Raw genomic sequence first — 25,906 nt, 5'->3', positions numbered from 1 at the left:
TTCTCAAGAGTCCTGCAACACCTCCGACGTGACTGGCGGGGTCGGACTCGTGTAGCAAAACGTGAGATCCGTCTCCCCCATCATGATAATGTCCCCATGGTGCAATACCCGCTCTTTGATGAGGGGCGTGCCATTAATCAGGGTGCCATTGCGACTGTTGTGGTCACGAATTAGATATACAAGGGCATTTCCGCGAGGCCGCAGTTCAATAGTGGCCTGATGTCGGGAAATATAAGGATCGTGGATGATGATGTCACAGTTGCTGGCGCGGCCAATTTTCCACAAAGCCTTGCCTGCGAGGTGATACTTGCCCACCACCCTGCTTTGGGAACACACAATTAGCCAAGCTTGTTTGTCAACGCTTGGAAGGTTTGCCATGGAGGTCTACCCTTGATACTTTCATCATACAAATTTCTGGTTGATTTTTCAGGCAGATTGCGCTTGGATCATTCAGGAATGCTGAATATAAGCTTTTCTTGGAGGTACAAGGTGATTAAAGCAGTCACGGATCAAAATCAGTGGCACTTGCCTTCAATCGTCTTGTAGTTTAGAAAACTGTTGCCAATTCAGTATTTTCGCTGAGGCAACTTTCAGTGTTTTCACGGATAGAGGGCGTTAAAAATTATGCTTAGATTATAAGGAAATCGAAAGCAAGAGCACTCCAAAAGCAACTCAATCTATAAGGCACCGGTTCTGAAAAAGGAAAATTCCAAGTTAGCAAGACATTTTAGAAAGAATTCCCAGCCTGTGTTCTGAATTATTAGCCATGAAAGAAGTTGACTTAGCCTCTAGGTTGAAGCCTGTTCAAAAAACTCAACTGTATCAGACGCAAAAGCCAGCTGTTTTCACGCAACAACTGAAACTGCGGCGATCGCTCCTTGCCAATTTGTTAGTCCTTGCAGCCGGGTGTGGCATCCTTGCCTTTACAGGCGTGTTTCTCTACCGCCATTTAACAACGGTGGGCAGTCGTGATGCGGTCATTAATGGCGTGATTGTAAATGTGCGTGCGCCAGAGGAAGGAACGCTGGAGAAACTCGAAGCGCGGGTAGGTGAGTTTGTCGAACCCACGGAGGCGCCCCTAGCTCTCATAGAAAATGACTATGTCAGTCAAGGCAGCGCTAAAGAAGTCGAAAAATGGTTAGAACGGCGGCGAGGAGAATTGGCAGCCGCTCAGGCAAAGCTAGCCCAGTTGCAGGAACTCCTTGCTGCTGCCCAACGGGATGAACGCAATCAACAGGTACTCGAGGTTGCACAAACCCAACGCCAAGTGGCGGCTGCTCAAGCAGAACTCGCGGCTGCGCAGGCGAATCTTGCCGATGCCAGGGCACGTTATCAATTAGCAAAAATTAACTACCGGCGCTTCAGCCAGTTGGCAAAACAAGGAGCAGTGCCCCAAGCGCAAGCAGACGCGGCGCTAACGGAATTGCAACAAAGCCAGGCCCAAGTGGCTGCGCGTCAACGGGAGGTGGAAGCTGCCGTGCGTACTGTTGAAGCCCTGAAGGCCGATGCCCGTGCTGCAGAATTGGGACTGACCCTGCGCAAGACCCGCAGCAACTATGACCCCCGCCTGCGGCTCCAAGAGTTACAAATTCAGATTGCCGAACAGCAGGCGATCGTCAAAGGCATACAACGGGAAATTGCTGCCCAAGAACGGCAAGTGGCTCAAGCGCAGCGGGAGGTTGCTCAGCGCAAGGTGGTCAAGGTGACTGCTCCCATTGCCGGTTATGTTTGGCGGGTGGATGCTAGGCCGGGCATGTTTCTAGGCAAAGGGGATCAAATTTTGCAGCTGTTGGACTGTGGGCGACGGTGGGTTGATGTCTTTGTGGAAGAAAAGTCGCTGCCCCTGATCCATCCGGGCACGCGAGCCACCATTGAACCCTATGGCAAGAAGGGGAAAGCCCTGCAGGGCACCGTCAGCAACATTCGCTCTGGTTTAGGCCGCCTGAACCCCGGCGACGATCAGGTCATCCCAATTCCCGAAAATTATCCACGTCAAAGTCAGGTGCGTGTCGAGCTAGATGCTGATCATGACTGGGGTGAGGGGAACTTTTGCTATGTGGGCTACACGGCACGGGTGACCTTTCAGGTTATCCCCTAAGTTCTTCTCTGTAGAGTCTTCTCTGTAGGGCTGAATCTTTGTTGCAACATCACTCCTTTTGCTAGGCTGGAATCAAAGTGAACTTTTGTAACGAGGTGTAGCCGTGGCCAACGTCGAAATCTATACGTGGTCTCGCTGTCCTTTTTGTATTCGGGCAAAGGAATTGCTGACGCGCAAAGGGGTCAAATTTACCGAGTACGTCATTGATGGCGATGAAGCTGCCCGTGAAGCAATGGCACAACGTGCCCATGGCCGGCGATCGCTGCCGCAAATTTTCATTAATAATCAGCACATTGGTGGCTGCGATGACCTCTATGCCCTAGAGGCGCAAGGAAAACTGGACGCTCTCCTGCAAGCGGCAGCCTAGGGGAATGGCCGTAGATATTGCCTTTATCATTGACCCCATTGCCAGCCTAGACCCTGGCCACGATACCAGTGTCGCCTTAATGGAGGCAGCGCAAGCGGCAGGGGCACAGGTGTGGGTAACAGAAATATCGCAACTGCTGATCCGCGAAGGTCAGGTATGGGCGGCGGTTACGCCGATTCAGTTATCGCCAGTGCAACTGGTATCTGGGCAGTGGCAAATTCCCCAACCTTGGTTTCAGGCGGGCGCAATGGAATGGCGACCCCTCAATACCTTTCGCGCCGTGTGGATGCGCAAGGATCCCCCTGTGAATACCGCTTACCTCTATGCCACCTACTGTCTGGATTTTGTCGATCCCCAAACCACTCTTGTGCTCAACTCGCCAGCAGGGTTGCGCCATGCCAACGAAAAGATGTATGCCCTGCAATTTCCCAGCGTCATCCCCAAAACCATTGTGACCGGGGACAAGCAGCGGATTCGCGAATTTGTGCAGCAGCAGGGCATGGCGGTGCTCAAACCCTTGGGGGGCAAGGCAGGGGAAGGGATTCTCTTTTTGCGGGCGGGCGATCGCAACCTCAATTCAATGATTGAAATCAGTACCCAACGCGGACAACTGCCCGTGATGGTGCAGGAGTACCTACCAGCGGCCAAGGAAGGTGATAAACGCATTATTCTCCTGAATGGTGAACCCATTGGTGCTGTGAATCGGATTCCCACAGGGGACGAATTTCGGGGTAATATGGCCGCCGGTGGGCAGGTGGCTGCCGTCGAAATTACAGAGCGCGATCGCCAGATTTGTCAAACCCTAGCCCCTGCGCTTCAGCGCGATGGCCTTTACTTTGTGGGGATTGATGTCATTGGGGGTTACTTAACCGAAGTAAATGTGACTAGCCCCACCGGTGTGCGCGAGATCGATCGCCTCAATGGTACCTGCCTTGCTCGACGGGTGATAGCTTGGCTATTGGGTTAAGCTATTAGGTTAACATTGGGTTGCGCTTAACTACTCTTAACCACTTAGGAGATGCAACTGGGACTACTAGTCAAATTTTTACTAGAGTGATATGAGCCACAGCAAAGAACGCGCCCCCAGAAATAGAACAATCACATTGACCGAGCAAGAAAAAGCAAAGTATCGACAGCGACTCCTACGATTGAGTCATCCTGTGAGCCTATCAGAAATCATTAACCGCACCATCAATCAAGATATCTTTGAAGTTGTCAATTTTATCCCAAGTCAATTTGTTGATTTGCTTTTTATTGATCCGCCCTACAACCTGAATAAAGTATTTAACTCAATTAGCTTCAAGAAAAAAAGTTTAGAGGACTATACCAATTGGCTAGAGTCATGTTTGTCAAGTCTTGAAAAAATTCTAAAACCAACTGCATCAATTTACATTTGCTCTGATTGGGAATCTTCATTTGCTGTATTTGAGGTCATTAAAGACCGTTTTCGAGTCCGTAACCGAATTACATGGGAGCGCGAGAAAGGACGAGGAGCAAAGAAGAATTGGAAAAATGCCTCTGAGGATATATGGTTCTGCACTGTTTCTGATGAGTACACCTTCAATGTTGAGGCTGTTAAGCTTAAGCGTAAAGTCATCGCTCCTTATAGAGTCAATGGACATCCCAAAGACTGGGAAGCCACAGAAGAAGGGAATTACCGTCTAACCCATCCTTCTAACCTATGGACAGACTTAACTGTGCCCTTTTGGTCAATGCCAGAAAATACAGATCATCCCACCCAAAAGCCTGAGAAACTACTAGCTAAGGTCATTTTAGCTAGTTCCAATCCAGGGGATACTATTTTTGATCCGTTCCTCGGATCTGGAACAACCTCTGTCGTTGCCAAGAAGCTCGGTAGGCGTTTTTTGGGAGTTGAATTGGATGAGACCTATGCTTGTCTAGCGGAGAAGCGTCTTGAAATGGCTGAAGTAGATACTTCGATTCAGGGGTATGCTGATGGCGTGTTTTGGGAAAGAAACACATTAAATGAGCAAGGACGTTCTGCACAAAAGCCGTATCAGTGGGATCAGCTATCTCACCAACCAGAGCTTTTTTCGCTAGAAGGAACATAAGGATGAATGGCAAAAAACATATTTTCTATAGCAATAAGATTGATCAGGTTGAAGGCAACATCAAAAAACTCTTGAATTCACAAGAAGATTTCTTATCCGCTGCAACAGTGAATAGCCCAAGAGCTGTTGGTGATGCCATTCAGGAAATTCTTGGCAATCATCTACAGGCAGTTCTTGGTGAAGAGATTTGTAAAAACTATTCAGCACATTTTGCCCGTAGAGCCATGGCTGATCTCGCTTTCGAGGATGATCAGGGATTCTACTATGTGATTGACGTGAAAACCCACAGATTGAGTACAAAGTTTAATATGCCCAATTTAACCTCTGTAGAACGCCTTGCTCGTTTCTATGAATCAGATGAAAATGTTTTTGCAATTTTGCTGATTGCCTATGAGGCTCAAGGAACTCGTATTAGTGTTGAAAATGTTCAATTTCTGCCAATAGAGTTTTTGGGGTGGGACTGCTTAACAATTGGCGCTTTGGGTTGGGGTCAAATTCAGATTGCAAACTCTAATGCTTTAACGATTAACCGTGGCTACTCCCGTAAGCAGTGGATGCTTGAGTTGTGTGATAAATTGGCTAAATTCTATCCCCGTGAAATTAGCAAGATTAAAGAGCGGTCGAAATACTTCACAAAGGTTCGGGAGTTTTGGCTTAATCATAGTGATTAAAGCTTTTTCCATAAAGTTAAACGTCATAAACCAAGCTACAAATGGCTGTAATGCGACTGAAAAGGGGTATTTGCCTTGTATAACCACTGTACTGACTCTCTTCCTTTTGCCTATAATTGATGAACTGGATTTTTTGACGAGTCTATGAGTCGCGGTACACTCTTCGATAAGGTTTGGGAACAGCATACAGTGGCTACACTGCCTTCAGGGCAAACACAACTGTTTATTGGCCTGCACCTCATTCACGAAGTCACGAGTCCCCAAGCCTTTGCCATGCTGCGGGAGCGGGGGTTGCCGGTGCTGTATCCGCAACGAACCGTGGCCACGGTAGATCACATTGTACCGACAGATACGCTGGCGCGTCCTCTCCAAGATGCTCTTGCTGAAGAGATGCTGCAAGCCCTTGAGGCGAATTGCCGCGCTCACAATATTCCTTTCTTTGGGATTGGCTCCGGTCGTCAGGGGATTGTCCATGTGATTGCCCCTGAGCAAGGGTTGACCCAGCCAGGAATGACGATCGCCTGCGGGGATAGTCACACTTCGACCCATGGTGCCTTTGGCGCGATCGCCTTCGGCATTGGCACTAGTCAAGTCCGAGATGTCTTGGCCACCCAAACCCTAGCTCTGAATAAGCTGAAAGTGCGCCGTGTGGAAGTGAATGGCTCAATGGCCGCCGGGGTCTATGCCAAGGATGTGATTCTCTACCTCATTCGTCAACTGGGGGTTAAAGGGGGCGTGGGCTACGCCTACGAGTTTGCGGGCACGACGTTTGCCCAGATGTCCATGGAAGAGCGGATGACCGTCTGCAATATGGCCATTGAGGGGGGTGCTCGCTGCGGCTACATGAACCCTGACGAAACCACCTTTGCCTATTTGCAGGGGCGGCCTTTTGCCCCCCAGGGCAAAAATTGGGATGAGGCGGTGGCGTGGTGGCGATCGCTAGCCAGTGATGCGGATGCTGAATACGATGATGTGGTCACATTTACGGCTGCTGATATTGCACCAACAGTGACATGGGGCATTACCCCCGGCCAAAGCGTTGCAGTGGATGAGACCTTGCCCACCCTAGAGAGTTTGCCGGAGGCAGAGCGCGCCCTTGCCGCTGAAGCCTATGCCTACATGGACCTGCAACCGGGACAACCCATTCAGGGAACCAAGATTGATGTCTGCTTTATTGGCAGTTGCACCAATGGCCGCATCAGTGATCTGCGACAGGCTGCCAAAGTGGTCGAAGGACGCAAGGTGAAACCCGGTGTCAAAGCCTTTGTGGTTCCCGGTTCAGAACGGGTGAAAGCGCAAGCGGAAGCGGAGGGTCTTGATGTCATTTTCCAAGCGGCAGGCTTTGAATGGCGCAACCCCGGCTGCTCAATGTGCCTTGCCATGAATCCCGATAAACTGCAGGGGCGTCAGCTCAGCGCTTCCTCCTCGAATCGCAACTTCAAAGGACGCCAAGGATCGGCGACAGGACGCACCCTGCTTATGAGTCCAGCTATGGTGGCAGCAGCAGCGATCGCCGGCGAAGTCACCGATGTCCGCGCCTTCCTCTAAAGGTTCCTAAAAGTTTCTTAAAGGCTGTAAACATTTTGCAGCATTCGTCACGAATCTCTGACCCCAAAGCAAGATGGGTCAATAATGGGATAAAGAAGGTTACCAAGGAGGGAGGCAGTAAAGCCATGGCTATTCTCCAGCGGCTGGTAGGCGCAGTGGTGCTGAGCTTGGTTCCTGTTTTCCCAGTAGCGGCAGAAACCCTCATCTCCGATAGTGGGATGACGGAAATTTATGACTACCAATACACCCACTTTCCAGGAGATATCTTGTCCTACACGACAGAAGTCAATGGACGGGTTTATGATGGCGCAATTACCGTGAGAGCGGTTGGTAACGGCTGGATACGGGGCTGGTTTACCGATCGCGATCGCGCCGGCAATTTTGGCTGTAGTGGCGATGTCACCATTCAGTGGGTGCGGGGCAACCGGTATATTTCTGTGTGGCGGATTGGCGGTACCTATACCCCCCGTCTGCGCTGTCCGCAGGCCGGCACCACGGCTCGTCTAAATATGCGGCTCTATCCATAAACAATCCCTAAACCCACATCCCACTCCCCCTCGCCTAAGGCCTAGTTAGCTCAGCCGTAATCATCACTGTGCTCTTTACTTCAGGGGTACCATGCTAGTGCCCCCTTGATGTCCTATGGCTACCCTCTCAGGGGAAGACCACTGACCCTCTCTTAATGTATTCTCTTCTTAAGACTTTTTCAGGAAGCTGTTGGCTGATGAGCGATTATGGGTTAATGGGAGGAACTTCCGCCACTTATTCTCAGCTCACAACTAGGCATGAAACTTCTCCGCGCCACTGGCTTTGTCAAGAGGTGCCTTACCGAGACAAATTGACCCTGAAAACCAGCTGTTACCAACTGCGGCTCTCCTCTGTAAACCTGTAAAGTAGGGATTGCCTAGGGCTGTGGGGGAGGGTTTAAGTAAGTTAAGGCCAGAAAGTAGCACATCTTCCCGTCTCCCCTAAGTTATGTCAATAAAAATAGTAAAATTAGAAAACTAAAAATGATCATAGCTGAATTTGAGCACTTTACTGAATTATTAGTCAACTACACCGATGACCTCATTTGCCTGCATGAACCGGATGGCACGTATCTCTATCTCACTCCCTCCAGCGAGACCATCCTTGGCTATCGCCCTGAAGAGTTAATTGGTAAGAGTCCTTACACTCTACTGCACCCTGACGACGCCGAACGCATCCGCAGTGGTGCCCATGCCCTTGCTCTGCAAGGTAGTGTGAATATTACCGAAACCTATCGCATCCGCAAAAAAAATGGCGCTTATATTTGGTTAGAAACCCTGACCCACCCCATTTGTGACGATGCAGGACAGGTGGTATTCCTAGTGACCACGTCGCGGGATGTGACTCGCCGCCGTCAACTGGAACTAGAATTACAGGCCAATCAAGAGCTTTTAGAAGCTTTTTTTCAGCAATCCCTTGAAGCCTGTTTTTTCATGATGTTGGATCGTCCGATCCGCTGGGATGAGACGGTCAATAAAGAGGAAGTATTAGAGTATGTCCTCGATCACCAGCGTCTGACTCGCATCAATAGTGCCTTTGCGCAGCAGTATCAATTACCACCAGAAGAACTCATTGGCCTCACACCGCGCATTTGTTTTCAACATGATCTGGAGCTGGCCAAACGGCTGTGGCGAGCAATGTTTGATCTGGGTCATTTTCACGTTGAAATTGAACTGCGGCGCCGTGATGGCACCTCCTTTTGGGTGGAGGGGAACTACGTTTGTCTTTACAACCAGAGTAAAGAGATCATCGGCCACTTTGGTGTGCAGCGGGATATTAGCGATCGCCTTCACTTGCAAGCGGAAATTGCCCAAAAGACGGCTGAGTTAGATTATTTCTTTGGCTCCTCCCTAGAGCTATTTATGATTGCCGACACGCAGGGACGATTGCGGCGGGTCAATCACCACTGGCAAACCTGTCTTGGTTACGACCTGAATCACTTGGCCGGCGCAAAGTTTGAAGAATTTCTCCACCCAGAGGATCGCCCCCGCCAGCAGCAGATGCAGGAGCGCCTCCTAGCGGGAGAGCAAATCACTAACCACATAATTCGCCTGCGCACCCAAGGGGGAGACTACCGCTGGTACGAATGGCAAGGCCTTCTTAGTCAAGGGCGTATCTATGGGGCAGCACGGGATGTCACCGAACAGCGCCAATTTAGCGATCGCCTGCAAACCGCCTATAGCCAAGTGGCCGATATTTTGGAGAGCATGCCGGATCACTTTTTTGAAGTGGATCGCGACTTTAGGATCATTTACGTCAACGGGAACTTCTGCCGCTTGGTGAGCCAATCCGCCTCACAACTCCTCGGCCAACTCCTGTGGGAGGTCTTTCCCGATGCCCGCAACTCTGTTTTTGAGCAAGAATGCCAACGAGTAATGGCAGCACAAGTCCCCTGCCAATTTGAGATGTTTTGCCAGAGCTTAAACCAATGGCTAGCGGTGCGGGTGTTTCCCACAGGTCGAGGACTGGCGGTTTTTTCTCAGAATATTACGCTTCAGGTGGATTCGACCACGTCATTACAGCGACGCCAAACCCAAGCAGAACTCCTCCATCGCCTAACCCTGAATATTCGTCGTTCCCTTGATCTAGAGACAGTTCTCAAAACTGCTCTTGAGGAAGTGCGTCAATTGTTGGGCGTTGATCGCACACTGATTTTTCAATTCTATGCTGATGGCCGGGGTGAAGTGGTCGCTGAATCAGTGGCGGCAGCACAGTTTTCCCTCCTGCACCGCCCCTTCTATGACCCCTGCTTCCACCGCGAGTCTGCTCAAGCCTATGTCCAAGGACGGGTACTGGCGGTTGCTGATATTAACACCGCTGAAATAAGGCAGTGTCATCGCGACTTTCTCAAACAATTGCAGGTGCGTGCCCTATTAGTGGTACCGATTCTTGAGGAGGAACGCCTCTGGGGATTATTCCTGTGCCACCACTGCTCTTCTCCTCGACCTTGGGCAACCGACGAGGTGGAACTCATCCGCCAACTGGGAGAACAACTGGGCTTTGGCATCCACCGTGCCGAATTGGTAAGCGCCCTGCATCAGGAAAAGGAACGCTATCGGCGGGTTCTCGAAGCGCAGACAGAACTGCTCTATCGTTGCACCCCTGGGGGACACTTGACCTTCGGCAATCCTGCCTTCTTCCGCTATTTGGCTGAGGCAGGGATCAGTTGTGACCTTGGGGAGCTGCTCCAACACCCGTTTGATACCCTCACACAGCAACGTTTCCAACAACACCTGCAAGCCCTTACCCCCACGCAGCCCATCAGCACGATTGAATGTGGCGTCACCTTTGGTGAAGGACGTTTTGCTTGGTTTGAATGGACCACCCGTGCCTTCTTTGACAACCATGGCCGCTGTATCGAGTATCAATGTGTGGGGCGCGATATTACCCGCCGCAAGGAAATGGAGGATCGCTTAATTCACGATGCGCTCCACGATGCTCTGACGGGACTGCCAAACCGTACTTTACTCCAAGAGCGCTTGCAACATTGTTGGCGCCAGTATCAACGCCATCGCGATCGCCCCTTTGCTGTTGTTTTTATTGATATTGATCGCTTTAAGCGGGTAAACGATAGCCTAGGGCACCAGGCCGGCGATCAGGTGCTGATTACCCTTGCGCAGCGAATGCAGCGGGTAGTGCCAGAGGGGGATACCTTGGCTCACTTAAGTGGCGATGAATTTGTGGTGTTGTGTGAAGACCTTGACCCCGCAAAAATGGTGACGCAGGTGCAAGCACGGGTGGCAGACCTCGCGCGGGTAATTCAGGAACCCCTCCTCATTGAAGGGCACCTGTTGAGTCTCAGTGCTAGTATTGGCGTCGCCTTTAGCGATCGCGAGACTGCCTCCGCCGCTACCCTGCTGCGGGATGCTGACATTGCCATGTACCAAGCCAAAAAAGAGGGATTGGGACAGTCTCGCGTCTTCGATCCCCAAATGCACTCCCAAGCTCAGAGTTGCTTTACCCTTGAGAGCCAACTGCATCAGGCGATCGCCAATAGTGAGTTGCAAGTGTACTTTCAGCCCATTATTGAGCTGGAAACGGGGTCGATCGTGGGTCTTGAAGCCCTCAGCCGTTGGTTTGACCCGGAAAAGGGCGAAATTCCTGCCGCTGAATTTATTGCCCTTGCCGAGCAAGCCGGTCTCATTGTCAGCCTTGGCCGACAGGTCTTTGAACGGGCGGTACAGGAATTTAGTCAATGGCGGCAACAGGACAGTCGTCGCCAGACTGTGACTTTAGCCATCAATATCTCGCCGCAACAACTGGTGGATGCCCACTTTGTCAGTGATATTTTGGCAGCGTTGCACAATGCCCAATTGCCCCCCCATCTTCTGCATCTGGAGATTACCGAAACGACCATGATCCGCAACCTTGAAGCTACCTTGCAGGTGGCGGAGGAACTGCAACAACTGGGGGTTGCCCTCAACATTGATGACTTTGGCACCGGCTACTCTTCCCTGAGTCGGTTGCACCAGTTGCCCATCCACGCCCTGAAAATCGATCGCTCGTTTGTCCAGAGCCTAGAGCAAAGCCAAGCGGCTCAAGAAATTATTGGTGCTGTGATTGCCCTCGGCAAAAGCCTGCGCTTAGATGTGGTGGCAGAGGGGGTGGAGACGGCAACCCAAGCCGCGCAATTAATTGACCTTGGGTGTCGCTACGGCCAAGGGTATTGCTTTTATCCACCATTGCCTGTGGATTGCTTGCCCTAGGGTGTGCTGCTAGTATCCTCATGGGGAAGAAAGGGCAGGCTTTCCCACCAACTTTGATAGTTTTTCGTTATTTCCTGCCACCAGTCGGTAGGCTGTGCAAGGGCCTGTTCAAGGCGTTGAAGCGTTCTCTCCAGTTGCTGATACGTTGCTTCGAGGGTGGTGAGTTGCTCACTGAGGGCTTGGTGTTGCTGTTGCCAATAGTCGCGTTCTGTGCGTAATTGCTGATTTTCTGCGGCGATTGCCTGAAGTTGCTGCTGGAGTTGGTGGCAGTGATCTTGCAACCGCGCCACTTCCGCTTCAAGGGGGGCTTTTTGCGAGGGGTATTGGCGCGATCGCAGGATTGTCCACAGCAGAATTAGGGTGGCAACCACGCCATAGCTGGCTAGTGCCCAAGTCCCTTCTGCCGATAATACTGCCCACACCATGGATACCCCCTAGGAAATAGATGCCGCCAAGGGCGAGGCGATCGCCTCGGCGAGATACTGCCGCAGCACCATAGCCAACCAATCCACATCGGCAGCCGTAGTCTGCCGCCCTAGGGTAATGCGAATCCCTGCTTTGGCGGTTTCAGGATCATAGCCCATGGCCAAAAGGGTGGGACTGGGTTGAGTTTGACCGCTTTGACAGGCAGAACCCGCACTAATGCCAATGCCTGCTAGATTCAGTTGCCGCACCAAGGTTTTGCCATTCAAGGGTTGGCCGTGGCGATCGCGCACAATCAAACTCAAATGATGAGGCAATCGCTGCCATGGATGCCCCGTGCGTTCCACTTGAGGATGATCCTGTAACTGCTGCCACAGGCGATCGCGCAGTTGGCCAAGGCGCATGGGTTCTGTCTCCAGTTCAGTCGCTGCCCATTCCGCCGCTACCCCAAAACCCACAAGGGTCGGTACTGCCTGCGTTCCTGCCCTGAGGCCAAGTTCCTGCCCACCGCCACGCAAGAGCGGTTCTAAGGGCACCCCCGATCGCACATAGAGCGCCCCTGCCCCCTGAGGGCCATAAATTTTATGACTTGAGAGTGATAGTAGATCCACCCCTAGCCGTTGCACATCCAAGGGAACCCGTCCCGCCACTTGAACCGCATCCGTATGGAACAGCACCCCTGCCTCTTGACAAATGGCGGCAAGTTCAGCAATGGGTTGGAGCGTGCCCACCTCACTCTGGCCATAGATGATCGAAACCAAGACCGTGTTTGGTTGCAGCGCCTGCCGCAGTTGGGCGGGTTCCACCTGTCCCCAGTGATTGACGGGCAAGCGGGTCACTTGCCAGCCTTGGGCCTCAAGGGCAGCCGCCGGCTTGGCCACCGCCGAATGCTCGACTGCCGAAATAATCAAATGCTGGGGCTGACGGTAGCATTGGCAGACGCCCCACAGGGCAAGATTATCCGCTTCTGTACCCCCAGAAGTAAAGATAATCTCATCTGCTTGAGCATGAATCAGTGCCGCCACCTGCATCCGTGCCTGCTCAAGGGCGATCGCCGCACGTTGCCCCCACTCATGGATACTTGATGGGTTGCCCCACTGCTGTTCATAGGCCGTTACCATCGCTGCAACAGCCTCTGCTCGACAGGGGGTTGTCGCACCATAGTCGAAATACAGTTGCATGGGCAAGAGCAGCTCCCAAAAACCAATGGCAGAACTGTCATAAAACCCAGTCCCTTAAGCCAATTGTAACCGATGATTCCCTAGCTCCTTTTTGCTACCAAACCGCTGAATCTGAGAGATGACTTGAATGTCTCCAGCAATAATCCCCGTAACTAGCTCCTGCATGGCTTGATATTCCGTAGCACTCAGGAAACCCTGCCACAACAATTCATTGATTTGTCGCTCTTGAGCAGGGGTCACGATCCGAGTCGCCTGAATGCGGCGGACTAGCTCTAGCAGCGTCATACGTCAATCCCCTTGACATTTACCTGTATGGTCTCAACTATGCCAGTCCTTTGCACAACTGAACTGTGATCAGCCGCAGAACAAGACGTTGATCTCAATCACAAGTTCCCAAAATCGCTCCTTAGAACGCCACGTTGAGAGTTTCCCATGCCACCTGTGGATACAGGCGTTCGAGTTCCTCTAGGCAAGTGAACTTTTGCTGTCGCCGCCGCTCCAAAATTGCATTGGCTGTAGCAGCGTCAATTCCAAGTTTCTGCTGCATTTGTTGGCGAGTGGCACGGTTGATGGCGATCACTGGCGCAGTTTTTTGAGCCACAACAACCGTTTTCTCCTCACCTCGATTGCTGATTACATCCCCTTTGTCTGCTGGGATGGCTAGATTGTCTTGGGGCGCGTCCTCACCACGGGGTATCTCGTAGCGGAGAAAATCCCGCGCCAAGCGAGTATTGGGGAAAATAGCTTGGGCTTCCGCCAGCAGATCCTCCACCTGCACTGGATTCCCGGGGGCATAGCGGGCACTAAAGTGGGTGAGGAAGAGCAATTTCACTTGGGCAAAGGCCGCCACTTGGGCCGCCATCGTGGACGTAGAATGCAGCCGCGCAAAAGCGAGATCGGCCTCCTGATGGGAAAATGTCGCCTCGTGAATGAGGACATCCGCCTGCTGCGCCAATTCAACCGCGCTTTCACAAAAGACCGTATCGGTGCAATAGACCATGCTGCGTCCCCGCTGCGGTGGATCACAGAAGTCGCGGCCATCAAAGGTGCGGCCATCGGCGAGAGTGATCGTTTTGCCCTGCTTGAGTTGACCATACAGCGGACCAAAGGGAATTCCCAAGGCTTGGGCTTTTTCCACATGAAAGCGACCGGGGCGATCGCTCTCGCTGACGCGGTAGCCAAAGGCGGGAACGCGATGATGCAGCAGCCGACAGGTGACGGTAAACTCGCCATCGCTAAAGACTTCCCCCGGCTCCACCGTATGCACCTGCAACTTGTAGGGAAGCCGCATCACCGACCAGCGCAAGCAACTGGCAATGTAGCGATCCAAGGTCGGCGGGCCATAGACATCAATTTGACTCACGGTTCCTGCGAGGCCACAACTGGCCAGCAAGCCCATCAGGCCAAAGATGTGATCGCCGTGCATGTGGCTAATGAAAATGCGGCGGATCTGACTGGTTCGCAGGTCGCTGCGCAGCAATTGATGCTGGGTGGCCTCCCCGCAGTCAAAGAGCCAAATTTCCTTGCGCTGGGGCAGCCGTAGAGCCACACTGGAAACATTGCGTGTGCGGGTGGGGACCCCAGAACTGGTCCCTAGAAATGTAATTTCCACGCTTAGTCGTCTAGGAGTTGCAGGTCATCAAAACGGATTTCCACGGTACTGGTTTGGCCATTTTCATGGGTGCGCACCACCTGCCGGCTCATCAGGTAGTAATTGCCTACGGGCACATAGGTATCCTCAAATTCCATTTGTCGTAGCACTTCGTTGGTTTGCGGATTGCGGAAGACCGCCACATAGTTGGTGGAAATGTAGCCTGCGCCCGTATCGAGGGCTTCCCGGTGGGTAATGGCAAAGGCGACCCGCCCCATGACGCGGCTGACATAGACAATTTGATTATCCCGCACCTTGTAGTTCGACCCCATGGCGTCGCCGCTGACGAGGATCTCCACTGCCCCACTGGCGTCGGTTTCCCCCGCTTGGAAGGTGTTTTTGCTGTGAGCCGCTTCAAAACTGTTGCGCTTGCGGTGGACAATCACATCCCGCAGTTGGTTGTAGAGGGATTCGCGCACTTGCTCGTCTTCAATGCCACTGACTTCCACGTTGTAATCGCGGCTCACTTTCACTTGGCCTTGGTAGGTGCGATCGCCATCAATGAGTGTGACTTTGGCCGTAAAACCGGGAAACTTCTCATCCCATGTGTAACGATTTTCATAGGCGGCGCGAAAGAGCGCCTCAGCATCAAGAGTCTGTGTCGCGGGCATGGGGAGCATCCTCCGTAACAGTCACATTGTTTTAAGATAACTCAATTCTCTGACCCCTTGACGACAACGTATATCTAGTGTTCACTAGGGGTAAATCGCAGTATGCAACACTAGATATGTAATCTCTAGGGGAAGTGCCCCCTTTGACTGGACAAGAACCCTATGGTAGCGCAGCTCTCGGTTTCCGTTTCTGAGGCAGGTTTGCCCGTCACCTATGGCATTGAGGGGGTGGTGCAGGTGTTTACCTGTCCGCAGCGGCACTTTTTCACTACGGTGATGGCCCAGGCGCTGCGGGTGGCTGCCCAAGGGAGTCGTGTCTTAGTGGTGCAATTCCTAAAAGGGGGAATTCAAACGGGAATTGAGCATCCGATTCAGTTGGGACAACATTTGACGTGGTGGCGACCAGCGCTGCAGCGTTGTCTTGGGGATGCAGAGACTATCACCCCTGAAGAGAAGGCCGCTGTTTGGCAGCTTTGGCAACATCTGCAAGCCACAGTGCAGGGGGGCGAGTATCGTTTAGCTGTTCTCGATGAGGTGAGTGTGGCCATTCAATTGGGGCTGCTGAGTGAAGCTGAAGTACTGGATTTTCTCAAGAATCGCCCCCGCACCCTCGATGTCATGCTGACAGGGCCTGACATGCCGGCATCGCTGCTGGCGATCGCTGACCAAGTGACTGAATTACGCCGTCTAATTTAGGGGCGCGGAAACCGTCTCTAGCCACTCCAGTAAATACTCATTCACTAGATCAGGTTGCTCCTGCTGCACAAAGTGACCACAACAGTCCAAATATTGAATTTTCAGTTCCCTGACGAAGGCTTCTGTGCCGTAGGTGAGTTCAATGCCCAAGGTCGGGTCTTGTCGCCCCCAGAGCATCAAAGTGGGTACATCGAGAACTCCCCACTCGCGACTCCAGAGACTTTGTAGCCCTGCACGGTAGTAGTTGAGCATGCCGGAGAGGGCACCCCGGTGGGCGGCGGCATCTTGATAGAGCGCTAGGTCTGCGGGTCGAATGGCCTGCTGGTTCACTGCGGCCCAGCGAAAAATTTGGGCGATCGCCCCATAGCCCCCCCACTCCAAGAGTATCTCTGGTAGCCACGGCAGTTGAAACAGCAGCATGTAGCTACTGCGCAACCATTGCTCAAAACTCAACTGTTGAAACTTGGCAGGATGGGGACAGGCTAACACACTCAGGGTTTGAATCCGCTCAGGTACGGCATAGGCGACCCCCCAAGCCACCATTCCCCCCCAGTCATGCCCTACCAAGTGAGAGCGTCGATAGCCTAGGCCGTCAATCACACCGACAATGTCAAGGATTAACTCATCAAGAACATAGCTGGCGGCATCTTGGGGTTTATCGCTGAGATTATAGCCGCGCAAATCGAGGGCCACGACTTTGTGCTTTTCCGCCAAGACGGGAATCTGATGTCGCCAAGAGTACCAGAACTCGGGAAAGCCGTGGAGCAATAGCACCAACTCCCCTTCTCCTTGGGTGACATAGTGGAGACGGATGCCATTGGAGACAATAAACTTATGGATCCACGGGCCTTCAATCATAGGCACCTTGTGAGCTGGCACTTTCCACTATAACCAAGAAACCCTGAACGTAGGACTTTGGCAGAGCGATCGCTCTTTGCAGCAATAAAAAACCCCGCTTCCGAGGGGAGAGAGAATTCAAAAAATCAGTAGGCTGCCTCTGCAACGCCAAACTGGATATCACTTCGAAAGACAATTCTGAAATAATTCTGGCGTAACGTTAGTAGGCAAGGGTTTCGAGGGCCTGACGCAGGTAAGCGGTAACGCAAGCATCAAGATCCGTGGGCTGCTCAACGACAACACTGGCTTGCTTTTCGCTCAACCAACGCTGAAAACCTGAGCTGTGGGCGATCGCCTGCTTTAGGGAGTTCCAAACCTCGGCGGAGGCTTGCGGGTTGGGAACCTTAACGCTATCCATAGATACTCTCCTAATGGGTTTGGAGTGAGGGCAAGGACTCACCTATGGTTTTAGGATAACGTAGGAGACTCCCCCCTACTGTATGCCCTGTTACGATTGATTGCACAATTTGCCCAAGGATTAGAAAAAGACACGGTGTTGCAGGCAGGGCATTTGTTGGCGTACTTGCTCAAGGCGGCTGGGTTCAATCGCTGCAATGGCTAATCCGGGGCGATCGCCCGCATCTGCGAGGATGGTTCCCCAAGGATCGACAATCAGGGCATGGCCGTGGGTTTGCCGCCGCCCATAGTGAATCCCCGTTTGAGCTGGCGCAATGACATAACAGGTATTTTCAATCGCCCGAGCTTGCAGTAGAACTTGCCAGTGATCCTTACCCGTGAAGGCGGTAAAGGCCGCCGGCACAAACAGCACCGTTGCCCCCGCTTGGGAGAGTGCGCGGTAAAGTTCCGGAAAGCGGACATCGTAGCACACGGACAAGCCAATATTCCCCAGTTCCTTACTGGGATAGACGGAGGGCAATTGGCGTCCCGCTAGCACTGTGCCTGATTCGTGGTAAATATTGCCATCGGGCAAATCGACATCAAATAAATGCACCTTTTGGTAACGGCTTAATTCTTCTCCAGAAGGGCCAATGAGTACTGCTGTGTTATAGACTTTGCCCTCAGTGGCTGGTACTGGATAGCCACCCCCCACCAAGGTAATCTGAAATCGCTGCGCCATGCGTTTCAAAAAGGCCTCAGTCCGCTCAGCGATCATGGCTGCTTGGGCTACCTTTTCCTGATCGTCCCCAAGAAAGGAGAAATTCTCTGGCAGTCCAATGAGTTCTGCTCCCCGTCTCACCGCCAATTCAATCAATTCTTCTGCCTGAGCCAGATTCGCTTCAAGATTGGGTTGGCTCGTCATTTGCACTGCGGCAGCGAGATAGGATTTCATGCCCATTGGAAAAAAGACAGCAACCCTTCATTCTATTCGTCGCAATCTGCCGAGGTCAAGTCTAGGGAGAATGCAGGTTCTGGAAGATGGGATTGCGTTGGGTCGGAAGCTGATGCTCATGGGCAGTGCGGTATGCCCAAAAGACATAATCGGCAATAAAGAGGTTCAACAGCACGACTAGCACTAGCTTGGTACCGCTAATGGGATGCAAGCGCGGCGTTTCTTGCCGTGTTTTTTGGGGTAGGGATTGAACGGCCATGGCTGCTCTCAGAACGCAACAGTTCCAGAGTCCACCATCATTAGTCGTTATTCACTCTCAATGAATCTTCTTGACTTGGCCAACAGTGGCGACGTTCTGGTTTAGATCATCGCCAATGCGCGACCGAGCATCTGAAATGTTTTGTAATGGCTAGCCACAAAACCATACCCTTGCTCAAGCCTAGGCATGCCCCTAAAAAGCCATCCGCTCCCAAGGAAGGCCTTAGGAGCGGTCTGGTGGTTATCGTGGGTATCAACTTCTAGGAGCAAGAGCCTCCTAGGTGTGCATTTCAAATCAACCGATGGAGAACAACTCTTTCCTAGAGTTGAGCTACTCCAAAACGACGACCCAAGCGTTTACTACTATCTGCCATGGGCATCACCTCCATCTCCCTGAACGGTAATTTGAAAAACAACTGGCTTTAGAATAGCACACTCAAAGGGGGCTTTGGCAAGCACTGGGCAAAATTAGCATGGCATCGCCAAAGGAATAAAAGCGGTACTGGCGATCGATAGCCTGTTGGTACAACTGCAGCAGGCGCTCACGACCAATAAAAGCACTGACAAGCATCATCAAGCTAGAGCGGGGCAAATGAAAGTTGGTAATGAAGCCCTCGACAATCTTGGGCTGATACCCCGGATAGATATAGAGATCACTCTTGCCACAAAAGGGCTGAAGGGTGCCTGATTGGGCGGCGGTCTCTAGGGAGCGAATCACGGTGGTACCAACGGCAATGATCCGTCCTCCGGCAGCTTTGGCGGCCTGAATCCGCTCGACCGTGGCAGCGGGGACTTCAATCCATTCTTCATGAAGATGATGATGGCGAATATCGCTGGCCTCGACGGGACGAAAGGTGCCAATGCCCACATGGAGGGTCACAAAACAGTGATCAATCCCCTGATAGGCTAGCTTGCTCAGGAGTTCGGGGGTAAAGTGCAAGCCGGCAGTGGGGGCAGCTACCGCGCCGGGACGGCGGGCATAGACAGTTTGGTACTGCTCGCTATCTTCAATTGGCTGCTCAATGTAGGGGGGCAAAGGCACTTGCCCAAGTTGATCGAGGTAGGACCAGAGGCGATCGCCCGGCGGCAGGTCGAATTCAATCACGCGGCCTCGGGTCTCCTCATCAATGGCCTGTACTGTTGCTTGCAGCGTGCCGATTTGAATCACCGCCCCGGGGCGCAATTTGCGACCGGGCTTGACTAGAGCCAACCACTGGCGATCGCTCAATTCTTCGAGGAGAAACACCTCAACGGTGCGGCCAGAGCCGCCGACTTTTTGACCGATGAGCCGCGCCGGAATCACCCGTGTATCATTGAGTACCAGTAAATCCCCCGCTTGCAGCAGTTGGGGTAGCTCATAGAAATAATGATCTGTAGCCGTCTCCTGGGTCACCACCATCAGGCGCGAATGATCCCGCGGAGAAACGGGATGTTGGGCAATTCGCTCGGGAGGCAGGTGATAGTCGTAGGCGTCGAGGGAAAAATCAGCAGGGCTAGGCATTACTGGGCATTGTTGGGGGTAATCAAAGGTGAAGGGGATGACTCTATCCCATCTAGAGAGCGGTTCATAGATGTCAAAACAGCCAAACAACCAAGAGCAGCAGTCGTAATACCCACACCAATGAGTAGCAGCAGCCACACTTGGGAGCGCTGAACTTTAGGTGGTTGCAGTTTCGGTTGCGGGGGTTCAGCAATTTGGGAAACTGTCACGTCAAGTTCTGATGTCTGCGGTGGGGGAACGTAACTCATCGTGATGTCTGTCACCTCTGGCAACTCCCCTTGACAGACAATGTCGCTGTAGTCCACATCAATGACACCCAAGGCGTTCTTCACCCGACAGTGAATGAGCACCACCGTCACATTGTCATGGCCGTTGAGGCGATTGGCAAGATCAATGAGTTGTTCAGCCGCAGCAGTGAGGGTAAGCTGACCTTGGAGCACAGGCAGGAGGTACTGTGGCCAGTAGGTTTCGACACGATTAAAGTCACTGAGACCATCGGAACACAGCAAAAGAATTCCCTCTTCATCCAGCAAAAAGCGTTCAACGGTGGGGTGCAGATGGTGGGAGGGTGCCATACCCAACGCTTGAACCAGGGAACCACCATAGGGAAGTTCGAGGGCTTGATGGTAGGTACTCATCCCCAAGCGCACATCGCGGCTGGCCACATCGTCATCGAGGGTAAGTTGGTAGCAGCCCCAGCGGTTGATCCAGTAGGCGCGGCTATCGCCAATGTGGGCAAGGTAAAGCTGAGCCTGTTCAATTAAAGCGGCAACGACTGTTGTCCCCATGCGCTGGCGTTCGTGGCGCTGCTCCGTATCATTGCGTTGATTGATCGCATCATTGGTGCGGCGAATGGCGGTTTGAATCGCCTGCTCAACCGCCTGCGGGGACATCTCCAACAGCTTGAGGGGCCTTAGCGTTTCCTCAAGAATGTGAACGGCCAAACCCGAAGCGACATCGCCCCCTTCATGCCCCCCGACGCCATCACACACTAGGGCGAGCACCTGTGATTGGCTGCTGAGATCGCGCTCTGGAAAGCACTTGTCCTCGTTGCGAGTACGACTAGGCCCTTGGTCGGAGCGGCTAGCAATGTCATAGTGGTATTCATAACCAAGGGGATCAAGGGCCTGTTGAAACAGTGTCTCTAGGGTGTCACGAATAGATTCAGGGCTAGTTTCGTGAGAATCCTGCATGTGTTGACACAGGAGCGTGAAGGCCTGCTGAAAATTTTCCCCTTGATCAGCAAAGCTGAAATGGGTTTGCCAAAATTTGCCAAGATCCGCCAAGGTGGGATTATTGCCCGCTTGCAGTTGCAGAAGCCGCACAAGGCATCCCTCAGCTCGCAAAAGTTGGGGATTGAGCAGTGTAAGGGCCACATTTTCTGCCACCAACGCTGGCCAAAGGGAGATGATTTGCCATAACCAGTTGAGGCGGCGTACTAAATTCGCTTTCTCCCAGACGGCAGTGAGGGGAGCGGCATGGGTCAGACCGGGGACAACTTTAGCATCAGCAATGTCAATGCAACTGACGGGGGCATGCTCAAGGAGCAACAGTTCGCCTTCAGGGAGGGAAAGGGCGCCAAATAATTCCGGGACATGGGGACGCTTGGGAAATAGGCGCAGATAGGGACGGTAGAGCTGAGAGGTGTTGTCCACCCCAGGAGCGGGTTCTCCCGGTAGTAGATCCAAAAGCAGATGTTTGCCTTGCACCAGATAGCGATCGCTCAGCAGCTCACCCACAGTGTAGCGATCCAAACCCGAACCGATCGCCCACAAGTAGCGTTTCAGGAGTGGCACCTGACAGTGGCAACACTCAACTTGGGGGATAGGATTTGCCGTGCCACACTCCGGGCAAATGAGATTAGGCGTAGGTGGATTCATCGCTTCAATCCTGAGAGGGCTGCCGCAGTCACAATCACCCGCAGCAGGTACGCATAAAGTGTCTGATCCAGTAATTCGCTAGTCCATGGTCGGGGCGAATAGAGGGCATTCAATTCCCTATCCTAGCTTTTCTCCCGCAACAGCGGAATATCCCAATGACAACCCTTTGCTGCTGGATCGAGCGCACCCAAGACTGTGAAAGCCACCACAGGAGAGCCTCAAATCCCCTGTTCCATATTTTTAAGTAAAGGGCTGTGTTCACCACTGTCAACAGCCTCGATGTTATCACCAAACTATCAGGATAGAATTGGAATAATCAATCTGTAGTAGAGACTGTCAAAATTAGTAATGCAAATTTTTGTAAATCTTGTTTTTACTTTTTAGAAAAATTAAAAACTATAGACCAAACTCTAACGGTATATTTTTGCGAGAGAGGAAAACTATGGAGCAATTGAGTTCAGGCTTAAATTTGCAAGCCTTGGTACAGGCTCAGTTGGTTGCGATCGCTCCAAGGGGTTCCTTCAATGAGATTCTGCAAGGGTTACAGAAAAATAAAGGTTTTGGTTTAGTCGTCGAAGAGGAGGGACAGTTTCGGGGATTGATCACCCAACGGGAAGTGATCCGTGCCCTTGGCAAAGGTTACTCGCCCGAAGCGATCACGGCTGCCCAGATCATGCTGCCATCGGACTATTGTCTGCGGCTAAGTGATCTCGATGACCCACTGGCGGTTCTAGGGCGTTTTCGTCAGTTGGGTGTGGAGGCCCTTGCTGTGGTCAATGAATCGGGACGGGTTGAGGGACTACTAACCCGCCAAGCTTTTCGGGAGAGCCTGCGCCCTGTGGATCTGCTGCGAATTAAACGGGTGGCTGAGGTGATGGTTCCCGATGTGGCCACGATTGCGGCGGAGGCTTCGCTTCAGGAGGCGGCTGTCCTGATGACCGAACAGGGTGTCACTAGCTTGGTGGTTCCAGAAAAAACATCCCATGGCGTGCTGCCGCGCGGCATTATTACGGAAAAGGATATTTTTGAGGCACTGCATAGCCAAGGGGGAGTACTCAGAGGAACCGTTGGCAGTATTATGTCGCAGCCTGTGCTGACGGTGAAGCCCGATCAAAGCCTATGGCAGGTCAATCACTTACTGAAGGAACATCAAGTCCGCCGTGTTGTGGTCGTGGACGACGATGGGCAGATGTTGGGGATTGTGACCCAAAGCAATCTTTTAGCGGCAATTGACATTACGGAAGCCCAAGGGGTAATTCAGGTCTTAACACGGGAACTCAATAAGGCCACAGCGGAACTGCGCTGGCAACTCTCACGGCAACAGGCAATTACGGTGGCGATTACGGAAAGTGAGCAGCGCTACAATACCCTAATTAGCCATTTGCCCGTGGCCATCTATCGGCGCGATCGCCTGTGGCGGTTTAGCTATGTCAGCGATCAGATTTATCATCTCACCGGCTACTTTCCCCAAGATTTAGCGGATCTGCGCCAGATTATCCCAGCGGCAGATTTGGCCTTGGCGGAACGGGATATTGAACAGGCCATTCAGCAGCAGCTCGCCTACAATACCACCTATCGCATTCAACACCGCGATGGCTGTTTTCGCTATCTCAGCGATCGCGGCCAGCTCGATCCTGAAACCAATACCCTCTACGGCGTGCTCCTGGATGTCTCGGAGCAAAAGCGCACGGAAGAGCGGCTCAAGAGTGCCCTAGAGCGGGAGATTATCGTCAGCACAATCATTCAGGATATTCGCCAATCCCTGCAACTGGAAGAAATTTTGCAGCGGGCAGTCACCAGTATTCAACAACTGCTCCTGAGCGATCGCGTGCTGATTTACCGCTTTCTACCGGATGGCAGCGGCATTATAGAGGTGGAGGCGACCACATCGCCGCAGTACTCCCTCTTGGGTCGAGTGATCCATGACCCCTGTTTTACAAAGGAAACGGCGCAGCACTTTCTGGAGGGGCGCACCGCCAGTATCAGTGATGTCAGCCAAGCCCAGTTGCAAGATTGCTACCGTGAATTACTGCTTAGCCTGCAAGTTCAAGCCAATCTGGTTGTTCCCCTTCTTCAAGGTCAGCACTTGTGGGGGTTGTTAATTGCCCATCATTGTCGTGCCCCTCGTCTCTGGCAACGGGAGGAGTTGTTCCTGCTGCAACGCATTGCCGAACCCTTGACGGTAGCCCTGCAACAGGGAGAGATGTATCAGGCATTGGAAGTGGCCAATGCCAATTTGCAACAGATGGTCTATCTGGATAGCCTCACGGATATTGGCAATCGCCGTTGCTTTGATGAACTCTTTGCGAAGGAGTGGCGCCGCTGTCAACGGGAGCAGCAGCCCCTGAGCTTGGTGATGCTGGATATTGATTGTTTTAAGGCCTACAACGATCACTATGGGCATTTGCAGGGGGATCAAGTTCTCAAACAAGTGGCGCGAATTCTAGAGAGTCATCTGCGGCGGCCAGGGGATTTAGCGAGTCGTTTTGGCGGTGAGGAGTTTGCGCTGCTCTTGCCGAGTACGGATCAAGCTGGCGCAATCCATATTGTTGAGCAATTGCAACGTGCCTTGGCCGAGACCAATATCACCCACGCGAAAAGTACAGCTGGCCCGCAACTGACGGCGAGTTTTGGCATTGCAACGACACTACCCAGTCCTGACCATGCACCATCAATGTTGTTACATTTAGCTGACGAGTGCCTCTATGAGGCGAAGGCACGAGGGCGCGATCGCTGGGTAGCCAAGGAACTATAGCGAGGTCAAAGGCAGATAAATCCGCAACCATGCGCCGCCATAGTCGGGATGATTGGCTGCCTGCATATAGCCGCCATGGCATTCCACAATTTGGCGAGCAATGGCCAATCCCAAACCGCTACCACTCCCCACGGGGGGCATCCGCCCTTCACTATCGGTGGGAATCACAAAGCGATGCCGCCGCGCCTGTGCCCGATAGAAGCGTTCAAACACATGGGGCAAGTCCTTGGGGGGAAAGCCACTGCCGGTATCAATGACCTCGAGACAGAGATAGCCCCCCTCGCGATTGCTCCCTAGGCAGGTGTAAACCCGACTCCCCACAGGGCCGTATTTAATGGCGTTGTCGTAGAGATTGACAAGGAGCCGAAACAGTTGCGATTCATTGCCACAGTAGGGAAATTGCTTTGGACCTGTGTACTCGTGGTGAATGTCTTTAGCCGCAGCGAGGGGGGTGAGGGATTGCCATGCAGTGTCAATGAGTTGGACAAGGTCAAGGGGGTGTCGCTCTAGGCTATCGGCGGGGGTGTGGCTGAGGCGATTTAATTCTAGGAGTTCTTGGACGAGGAGGCTGAGACGAATAATTTCCTCGAGGAGGCGATCGACCCAAACCCGTAAGGACTCCGGCACCCGTTGTTGCAACGTTTCAGTCACCAAGCGCAGTGAGGTCAAGGGGGTTTTCAGTTCATGGGCAACATCCGCAGCCCAGCGATCGCGCTCATCCCGCAGCCGCACCACTTCTTCGCAGTCCTCAATAAATACACCCACATGCCCCTCGCCAAGGAAGAGTCCCCGTGCCCGCAGGGGTTTGCGCTTGGTTTGCCCCGTCGGTGTGAGGTAGGCATAGGGCCATTCCTGCTCCCGCATCGTTTCTTCTTGGCGCACCTCTTCAATGAGACAGTCCAATTCGTAGGAGCGCACTAGTTCCAGTAAAAGACGGCCTTCGGGATGCACTAAACCAAGGAGCGATCGCGCTGCCGCATTACAGCAGACCACACAATTTGCATCATCCACCTCCAGATAGGCAATGGGGGCATATTCAAGGAGCGTTTGACAGCGCCGTATTTTCCGATGGCAGCGTTCTTGTTCTTGTCGCTGTTGGTGAATTAGGGTTCGCAGCCGTTGCCACGGTGAGGATTTGAAGGAAGCGGTGGTGTACTGCTCAAGGAGCGTCTCCAAAGCGTGTTGCACTTGCCGCCACTGCCAGAACCAGATCATTAGCCCCAACAGCAGGCCCACCCCAAAACAGATCAACTCCATGCCTGAGTGCCAAAAT

23 protein-coding genes are annotated in these 25,906 nt (G+C 52.6%); 10 read left to right on the top strand and 13 right to left on the bottom strand.

The features are described from left to right. Positions 1-3: 3 nt before the first annotated feature. Positions 4-378, bottom strand: coding sequence for an FHA domain-containing protein (locus ACK4HN_RS01200; protein ID WP_409868249.1), 375 nt, complete (start codon positions 376-378; stop codon positions 4-6). Positions 379-766: 388 nt separating this feature from the next. On the opposite strand from ACK4HN_RS01200, the gene ACK4HN_RS01195 reads away from it, so the two are divergent. The 8 genes from ACK4HN_RS01195 to ACK4HN_RS01160 all read left to right on the top strand — a co-directional run bounded on the left by ACK4HN_RS01195 (position 767) and on the right by ACK4HN_RS01160 (position 11,489). Beyond that, entirely contained in the window at positions 767-2,098 is a 1,332-nt protein-coding gene (locus tag ACK4HN_RS01195) for an HlyD family secretion protein (protein WP_409868248.1), read from the top strand. Between the two features lie 103 nt (positions 2,099-2,201). Then, complete coding sequence (grxC, locus tag ACK4HN_RS01190; protein ID WP_409868247.1) at positions 2,202-2,465, top strand: glutaredoxin 3; 264 nt, start codon at positions 2,202-2,204, stop codon at positions 2,463-2,465. 4 nt (positions 2,466-2,469) lie between these two features. Beyond that, positions 2,470-3,432: a glutathione synthase gene (gshB, locus tag ACK4HN_RS01185; RefSeq protein ID WP_409868246.1), complete on the top strand. Its 963-nt coding sequence runs from the start codon at positions 2,470-2,472 to the stop codon at positions 3,430-3,432. A 91-nt stretch (positions 3,433-3,523) separates the two neighbouring features. Further along, entirely contained in the window at positions 3,524-4,537 is a 1,014-nt protein-coding gene (locus tag ACK4HN_RS01180) for a DNA-methyltransferase (RefSeq protein ID WP_409868245.1), read from the top strand. A 2-nt stretch (positions 4,538-4,539) separates the two neighbouring features. Then, on the top strand, positions 4,540-5,208 hold the full coding sequence (locus ACK4HN_RS01175; protein ID WP_409868244.1) for a hypothetical protein: 669 nt from the start codon (positions 4,540-4,542) through the stop codon (positions 5,206-5,208). Positions 5,209-5,352: 144 nt separating this feature from the next. Then, the gene (gene leuC, locus ACK4HN_RS01170; RefSeq protein ID WP_409868243.1) at positions 5,353-6,756 is read left to right on the top strand and encodes a 3-isopropylmalate dehydratase large subunit; all 1,404 of its coding nucleotides are present in this window, start codon (positions 5,353-5,355) and stop codon (positions 6,754-6,756) included. 125 nt (positions 6,757-6,881) lie between these two features. Beyond that, positions 6,882-7,283 (top strand): hypothetical protein, encoded by a 402-nt coding sequence (locus tag ACK4HN_RS01165; protein WP_409868242.1) that lies wholly within the window; start codon positions 6,882-6,884, stop codon positions 7,281-7,283. 483 nt (positions 7,284-7,766) lie between these two features. Beyond that, entirely contained in the window at positions 7,767-11,489 is a 3,723-nt protein-coding gene (locus ACK4HN_RS01160) for an EAL domain-containing protein (RefSeq protein ID WP_409877105.1), read from the top strand. Here the strand turns inward: ACK4HN_RS01160 and ACK4HN_RS01155 are convergent. The 5 genes from ACK4HN_RS01155 to ACK4HN_RS01135 all read right to left on the bottom strand — a co-directional run bounded on the left by ACK4HN_RS01155 (position 11,486) and on the right by ACK4HN_RS01135 (position 15,355). Then, positions 11,486-11,914 (bottom strand): hypothetical protein, encoded by a 429-nt coding sequence (locus ACK4HN_RS01155; protein WP_409868240.1) that lies wholly within the window; start codon positions 11,912-11,914, stop codon positions 11,486-11,488. The two genes, ACK4HN_RS01160 and ACK4HN_RS01155, sit on opposite strands and share 4 nt — an antisense overlap. A 9-nt stretch (positions 11,915-11,923) precedes the next feature. Continuing rightward, positions 11,924-13,093: a cysteine desulfurase family protein gene (locus ACK4HN_RS01150; RefSeq protein ID WP_409868239.1), complete on the bottom strand. Its 1,170-nt coding sequence runs from the start codon at positions 13,091-13,093 to the stop codon at positions 11,924-11,926. Between the two features lie 54 nt (positions 13,094-13,147). Beyond that, positions 13,148-13,378 carry a hypothetical protein gene (locus ACK4HN_RS01145; protein ID WP_409868238.1) on the bottom strand — a complete coding sequence of 77 codons (231 nt, stop codon included), beginning with the start codon at positions 13,376-13,378 and terminating at the stop codon, positions 13,148-13,150. A gap of 121 nt (positions 13,379-13,499) precedes the next feature. Beyond that, entirely contained in the window at positions 13,500-14,705 is a 1,206-nt protein-coding gene (locus tag ACK4HN_RS01140) for a ribonuclease Z (RefSeq protein ID WP_409868237.1), read from the bottom strand. A 2-nt stretch (positions 14,706-14,707) separates the two neighbouring features. Then, the gene (locus ACK4HN_RS01135; RefSeq protein ID WP_409868236.1) at positions 14,708-15,355 is read right to left on the bottom strand and encodes a DUF3386 domain-containing protein; all 648 of its coding nucleotides are present in this window, start codon (positions 15,353-15,355) and stop codon (positions 14,708-14,710) included. Positions 15,356-15,517: 162 nt separating this feature from the next. Between ACK4HN_RS01135 and ACK4HN_RS01130 the strand changes: the two genes are divergently transcribed. Then, positions 15,518-16,051 carry a P-loop NTPase family protein gene (locus ACK4HN_RS01130; RefSeq protein ID WP_409868235.1) on the top strand — a complete coding sequence of 178 codons (534 nt, stop codon included), beginning with the start codon at positions 15,518-15,520 and terminating at the stop codon, positions 16,049-16,051. Here ACK4HN_RS01130 and ACK4HN_RS01125 read toward each other — a convergent pair. The 6 genes from ACK4HN_RS01125 to ACK4HN_RS01100 form a co-directional block, all read right to left on the bottom strand. Continuing rightward, entirely contained in the window at positions 16,043-16,909 is an 867-nt protein-coding gene (locus ACK4HN_RS01125; RefSeq protein ID WP_409868234.1) for an alpha/beta fold hydrolase, read from the bottom strand. The genes ACK4HN_RS01130 and ACK4HN_RS01125 overlap by 9 nt on opposite strands. A gap of 199 nt (positions 16,910-17,108) precedes the next feature. Beyond that, positions 17,109-17,306: a hypothetical protein gene (locus ACK4HN_RS01120; protein ID WP_409868233.1), complete on the bottom strand. Its 198-nt coding sequence runs from the start codon at positions 17,304-17,306 to the stop codon at positions 17,109-17,111. A 120-nt stretch (positions 17,307-17,426) separates the two neighbouring features. After that, on the bottom strand, positions 17,427-18,239 hold the full coding sequence (locus ACK4HN_RS01115; protein WP_409853339.1) for a carbon-nitrogen hydrolase family protein: 813 nt from the start codon (positions 18,237-18,239) through the stop codon (positions 17,427-17,429). A 61-nt stretch (positions 18,240-18,300) separates the two neighbouring features. Further along, positions 18,301-18,498: a hypothetical protein gene (locus tag ACK4HN_RS01110; protein ID WP_409868232.1), complete on the bottom strand. Its 198-nt coding sequence runs from the start codon at positions 18,496-18,498 to the stop codon at positions 18,301-18,303. Between the two features lie 435 nt (positions 18,499-18,933). Further along, a complete protein-coding gene (queA, locus tag ACK4HN_RS01105; RefSeq protein WP_409868231.1) occupies positions 18,934-19,998 on the bottom strand; it encodes a tRNA preQ1(34) S-adenosylmethionine ribosyltransferase-isomerase QueA in 1,065 nt (354 codons plus the stop codon). Continuing rightward, a complete protein-coding gene (locus ACK4HN_RS01100) occupies positions 19,998-21,878 on the bottom strand; it encodes a PP2C family protein-serine/threonine phosphatase (RefSeq protein WP_409868230.1) in 1,881 nt (626 codons plus the stop codon). Before ACK4HN_RS01100 ends, queA begins: the two co-directional genes overlap by 1 nt. A gap of 442 nt (positions 21,879-22,320) precedes the next feature. On the opposite strand from ACK4HN_RS01100, the gene ACK4HN_RS01095 reads away from it, so the two are divergent. After that, positions 22,321-24,633 carry a diguanylate cyclase domain-containing protein gene (locus ACK4HN_RS01095; RefSeq protein WP_409877104.1) on the top strand — a complete coding sequence of 771 codons (2,313 nt, stop codon included), beginning with the start codon at positions 22,321-22,323 and terminating at the stop codon, positions 24,631-24,633. Here the strand turns inward: ACK4HN_RS01095 and ACK4HN_RS01090 are convergent. Then, the gene (locus ACK4HN_RS01090; protein ID WP_409877103.1) at positions 24,628-25,890 is read right to left on the bottom strand and encodes an ATP-binding protein; all 1,263 of its coding nucleotides are present in this window, start codon (positions 25,888-25,890) and stop codon (positions 24,628-24,630) included. The genes ACK4HN_RS01095 and ACK4HN_RS01090 overlap by 6 nt on opposite strands. Positions 25,891-25,906: the final 16 nt, after the last annotated feature.

Source organism: Thermosynechococcus sp. (genome assembly GCF_046299655.1).
In the GTDB taxonomy this organism is placed as follows: Bacteria; Cyanobacteriota; Cyanobacteriia; order Thermosynechococcales; family Thermosynechococcaceae; genus Thermosynechococcus.
This window is presented reverse-complemented; position numbering and strand designations above follow the sequence as displayed.

Bases quoted from the DNA above. Each gene is read 5' to 3' on its own strand.
- ACK4HN_RS01115 (WP_409853339.1), bottom strand. From the start codon at position 18,239: ATGAAATCCTATCTCGCTGCCGCAGTGCAAATGACGAGCCAACCCAAT.
- ACK4HN_RS01125 (WP_409868234.1), bottom strand. From the start codon at position 16,909: ATGATTGAAGGCCCGTGGATCCATAAGTTTATTGTCTCCAATGGCATC.
- ACK4HN_RS01095 (WP_409877104.1), top strand. From the start codon at position 22,321: ATGGAGCAATTGAGTTCAGGCTTAAATTTGCAAGCCTTGGTACAGGCT.
- ACK4HN_RS01195 (WP_409868248.1), top strand. From the start codon at position 767: ATGAAAGAAGTTGACTTAGCCTCTAGGTTGAAGCCTGTTCAAAAAACT.
- ACK4HN_RS01200 (WP_409868249.1), bottom strand. From the start codon at position 378: ATGGCAAACCTTCCAAGCGTTGACAAACAAGCTTGGCTAATTGTGTGT.
- ACK4HN_RS01150 (WP_409868239.1), bottom strand. From the start codon at position 13,093: ATGCAACTGTATTTCGACTATGGTGCGACAACCCCCTGTCGAGCAGAG.
- ACK4HN_RS01120 (WP_409868233.1), bottom strand. From the start codon at position 17,306: ATGGATAGCGTTAAGGTTCCCAACCCGCAAGCCTCCGCCGAGGTTTGG.
- ACK4HN_RS01160 (WP_409877105.1), top strand. From the start codon at position 7,767: ATGATCATAGCTGAATTTGAGCACTTTACTGAATTATTAGTCAACTAC.
- ACK4HN_RS01130 (WP_409868235.1), top strand. From the start codon at position 15,518: ATGGTAGCGCAGCTCTCGGTTTCCGTTTCTGAGGCAGGTTTGCCCGTC.
- ACK4HN_RS01145 (WP_409868238.1), bottom strand. From the start codon at position 13,378: ATGACGCTGCTAGAGCTAGTCCGCCGCATTCAGGCGACTCGGATCGTG.
- ACK4HN_RS01175 (WP_409868244.1), top strand. From the start codon at position 4,540: ATGAATGGCAAAAAACATATTTTCTATAGCAATAAGATTGATCAGGTT.
- ACK4HN_RS01100 (WP_409868230.1), bottom strand. From the start codon at position 21,878: ATGAATCCACCTACGCCTAATCTCATTTGCCCGGAGTGTGGCACGGCA.
- gshB (WP_409868246.1), top strand. From the start codon at position 2,470: ATGGCCGTAGATATTGCCTTTATCATTGACCCCATTGCCAGCCTAGAC.
- queA (WP_409868231.1), bottom strand. From the start codon at position 19,998: ATGCCTAGCCCTGCTGATTTTTCCCTCGACGCCTACGACTATCACCTG.
- ACK4HN_RS01135 (WP_409868236.1), bottom strand. From the start codon at position 15,355: ATGCCCGCGACACAGACTCTTGATGCTGAGGCGCTCTTTCGCGCCGCC.
- ACK4HN_RS01155 (WP_409868240.1), bottom strand. From the start codon at position 11,914: ATGGTGTGGGCAGTATTATCGGCAGAAGGGACTTGGGCACTAGCCAGC.
- leuC (WP_409868243.1), top strand. From the start codon at position 5,353: ATGAGTCGCGGTACACTCTTCGATAAGGTTTGGGAACAGCATACAGTG.
- ACK4HN_RS01090 (WP_409877103.1), bottom strand. From the start codon at position 25,890: ATGGAGTTGATCTGTTTTGGGGTGGGCCTGCTGTTGGGGCTAATGATC.
- ACK4HN_RS01180 (WP_409868245.1), top strand. From the start codon at position 3,524: ATGAGCCACAGCAAAGAACGCGCCCCCAGAAATAGAACAATCACATTG.
- ACK4HN_RS01110 (WP_409868232.1), bottom strand. From the start codon at position 18,498: ATGGCCGTTCAATCCCTACCCCAAAAAACACGGCAAGAAACGCCGCGC.
- ACK4HN_RS01165 (WP_409868242.1), top strand. From the start codon at position 6,882: ATGGCTATTCTCCAGCGGCTGGTAGGCGCAGTGGTGCTGAGCTTGGTT.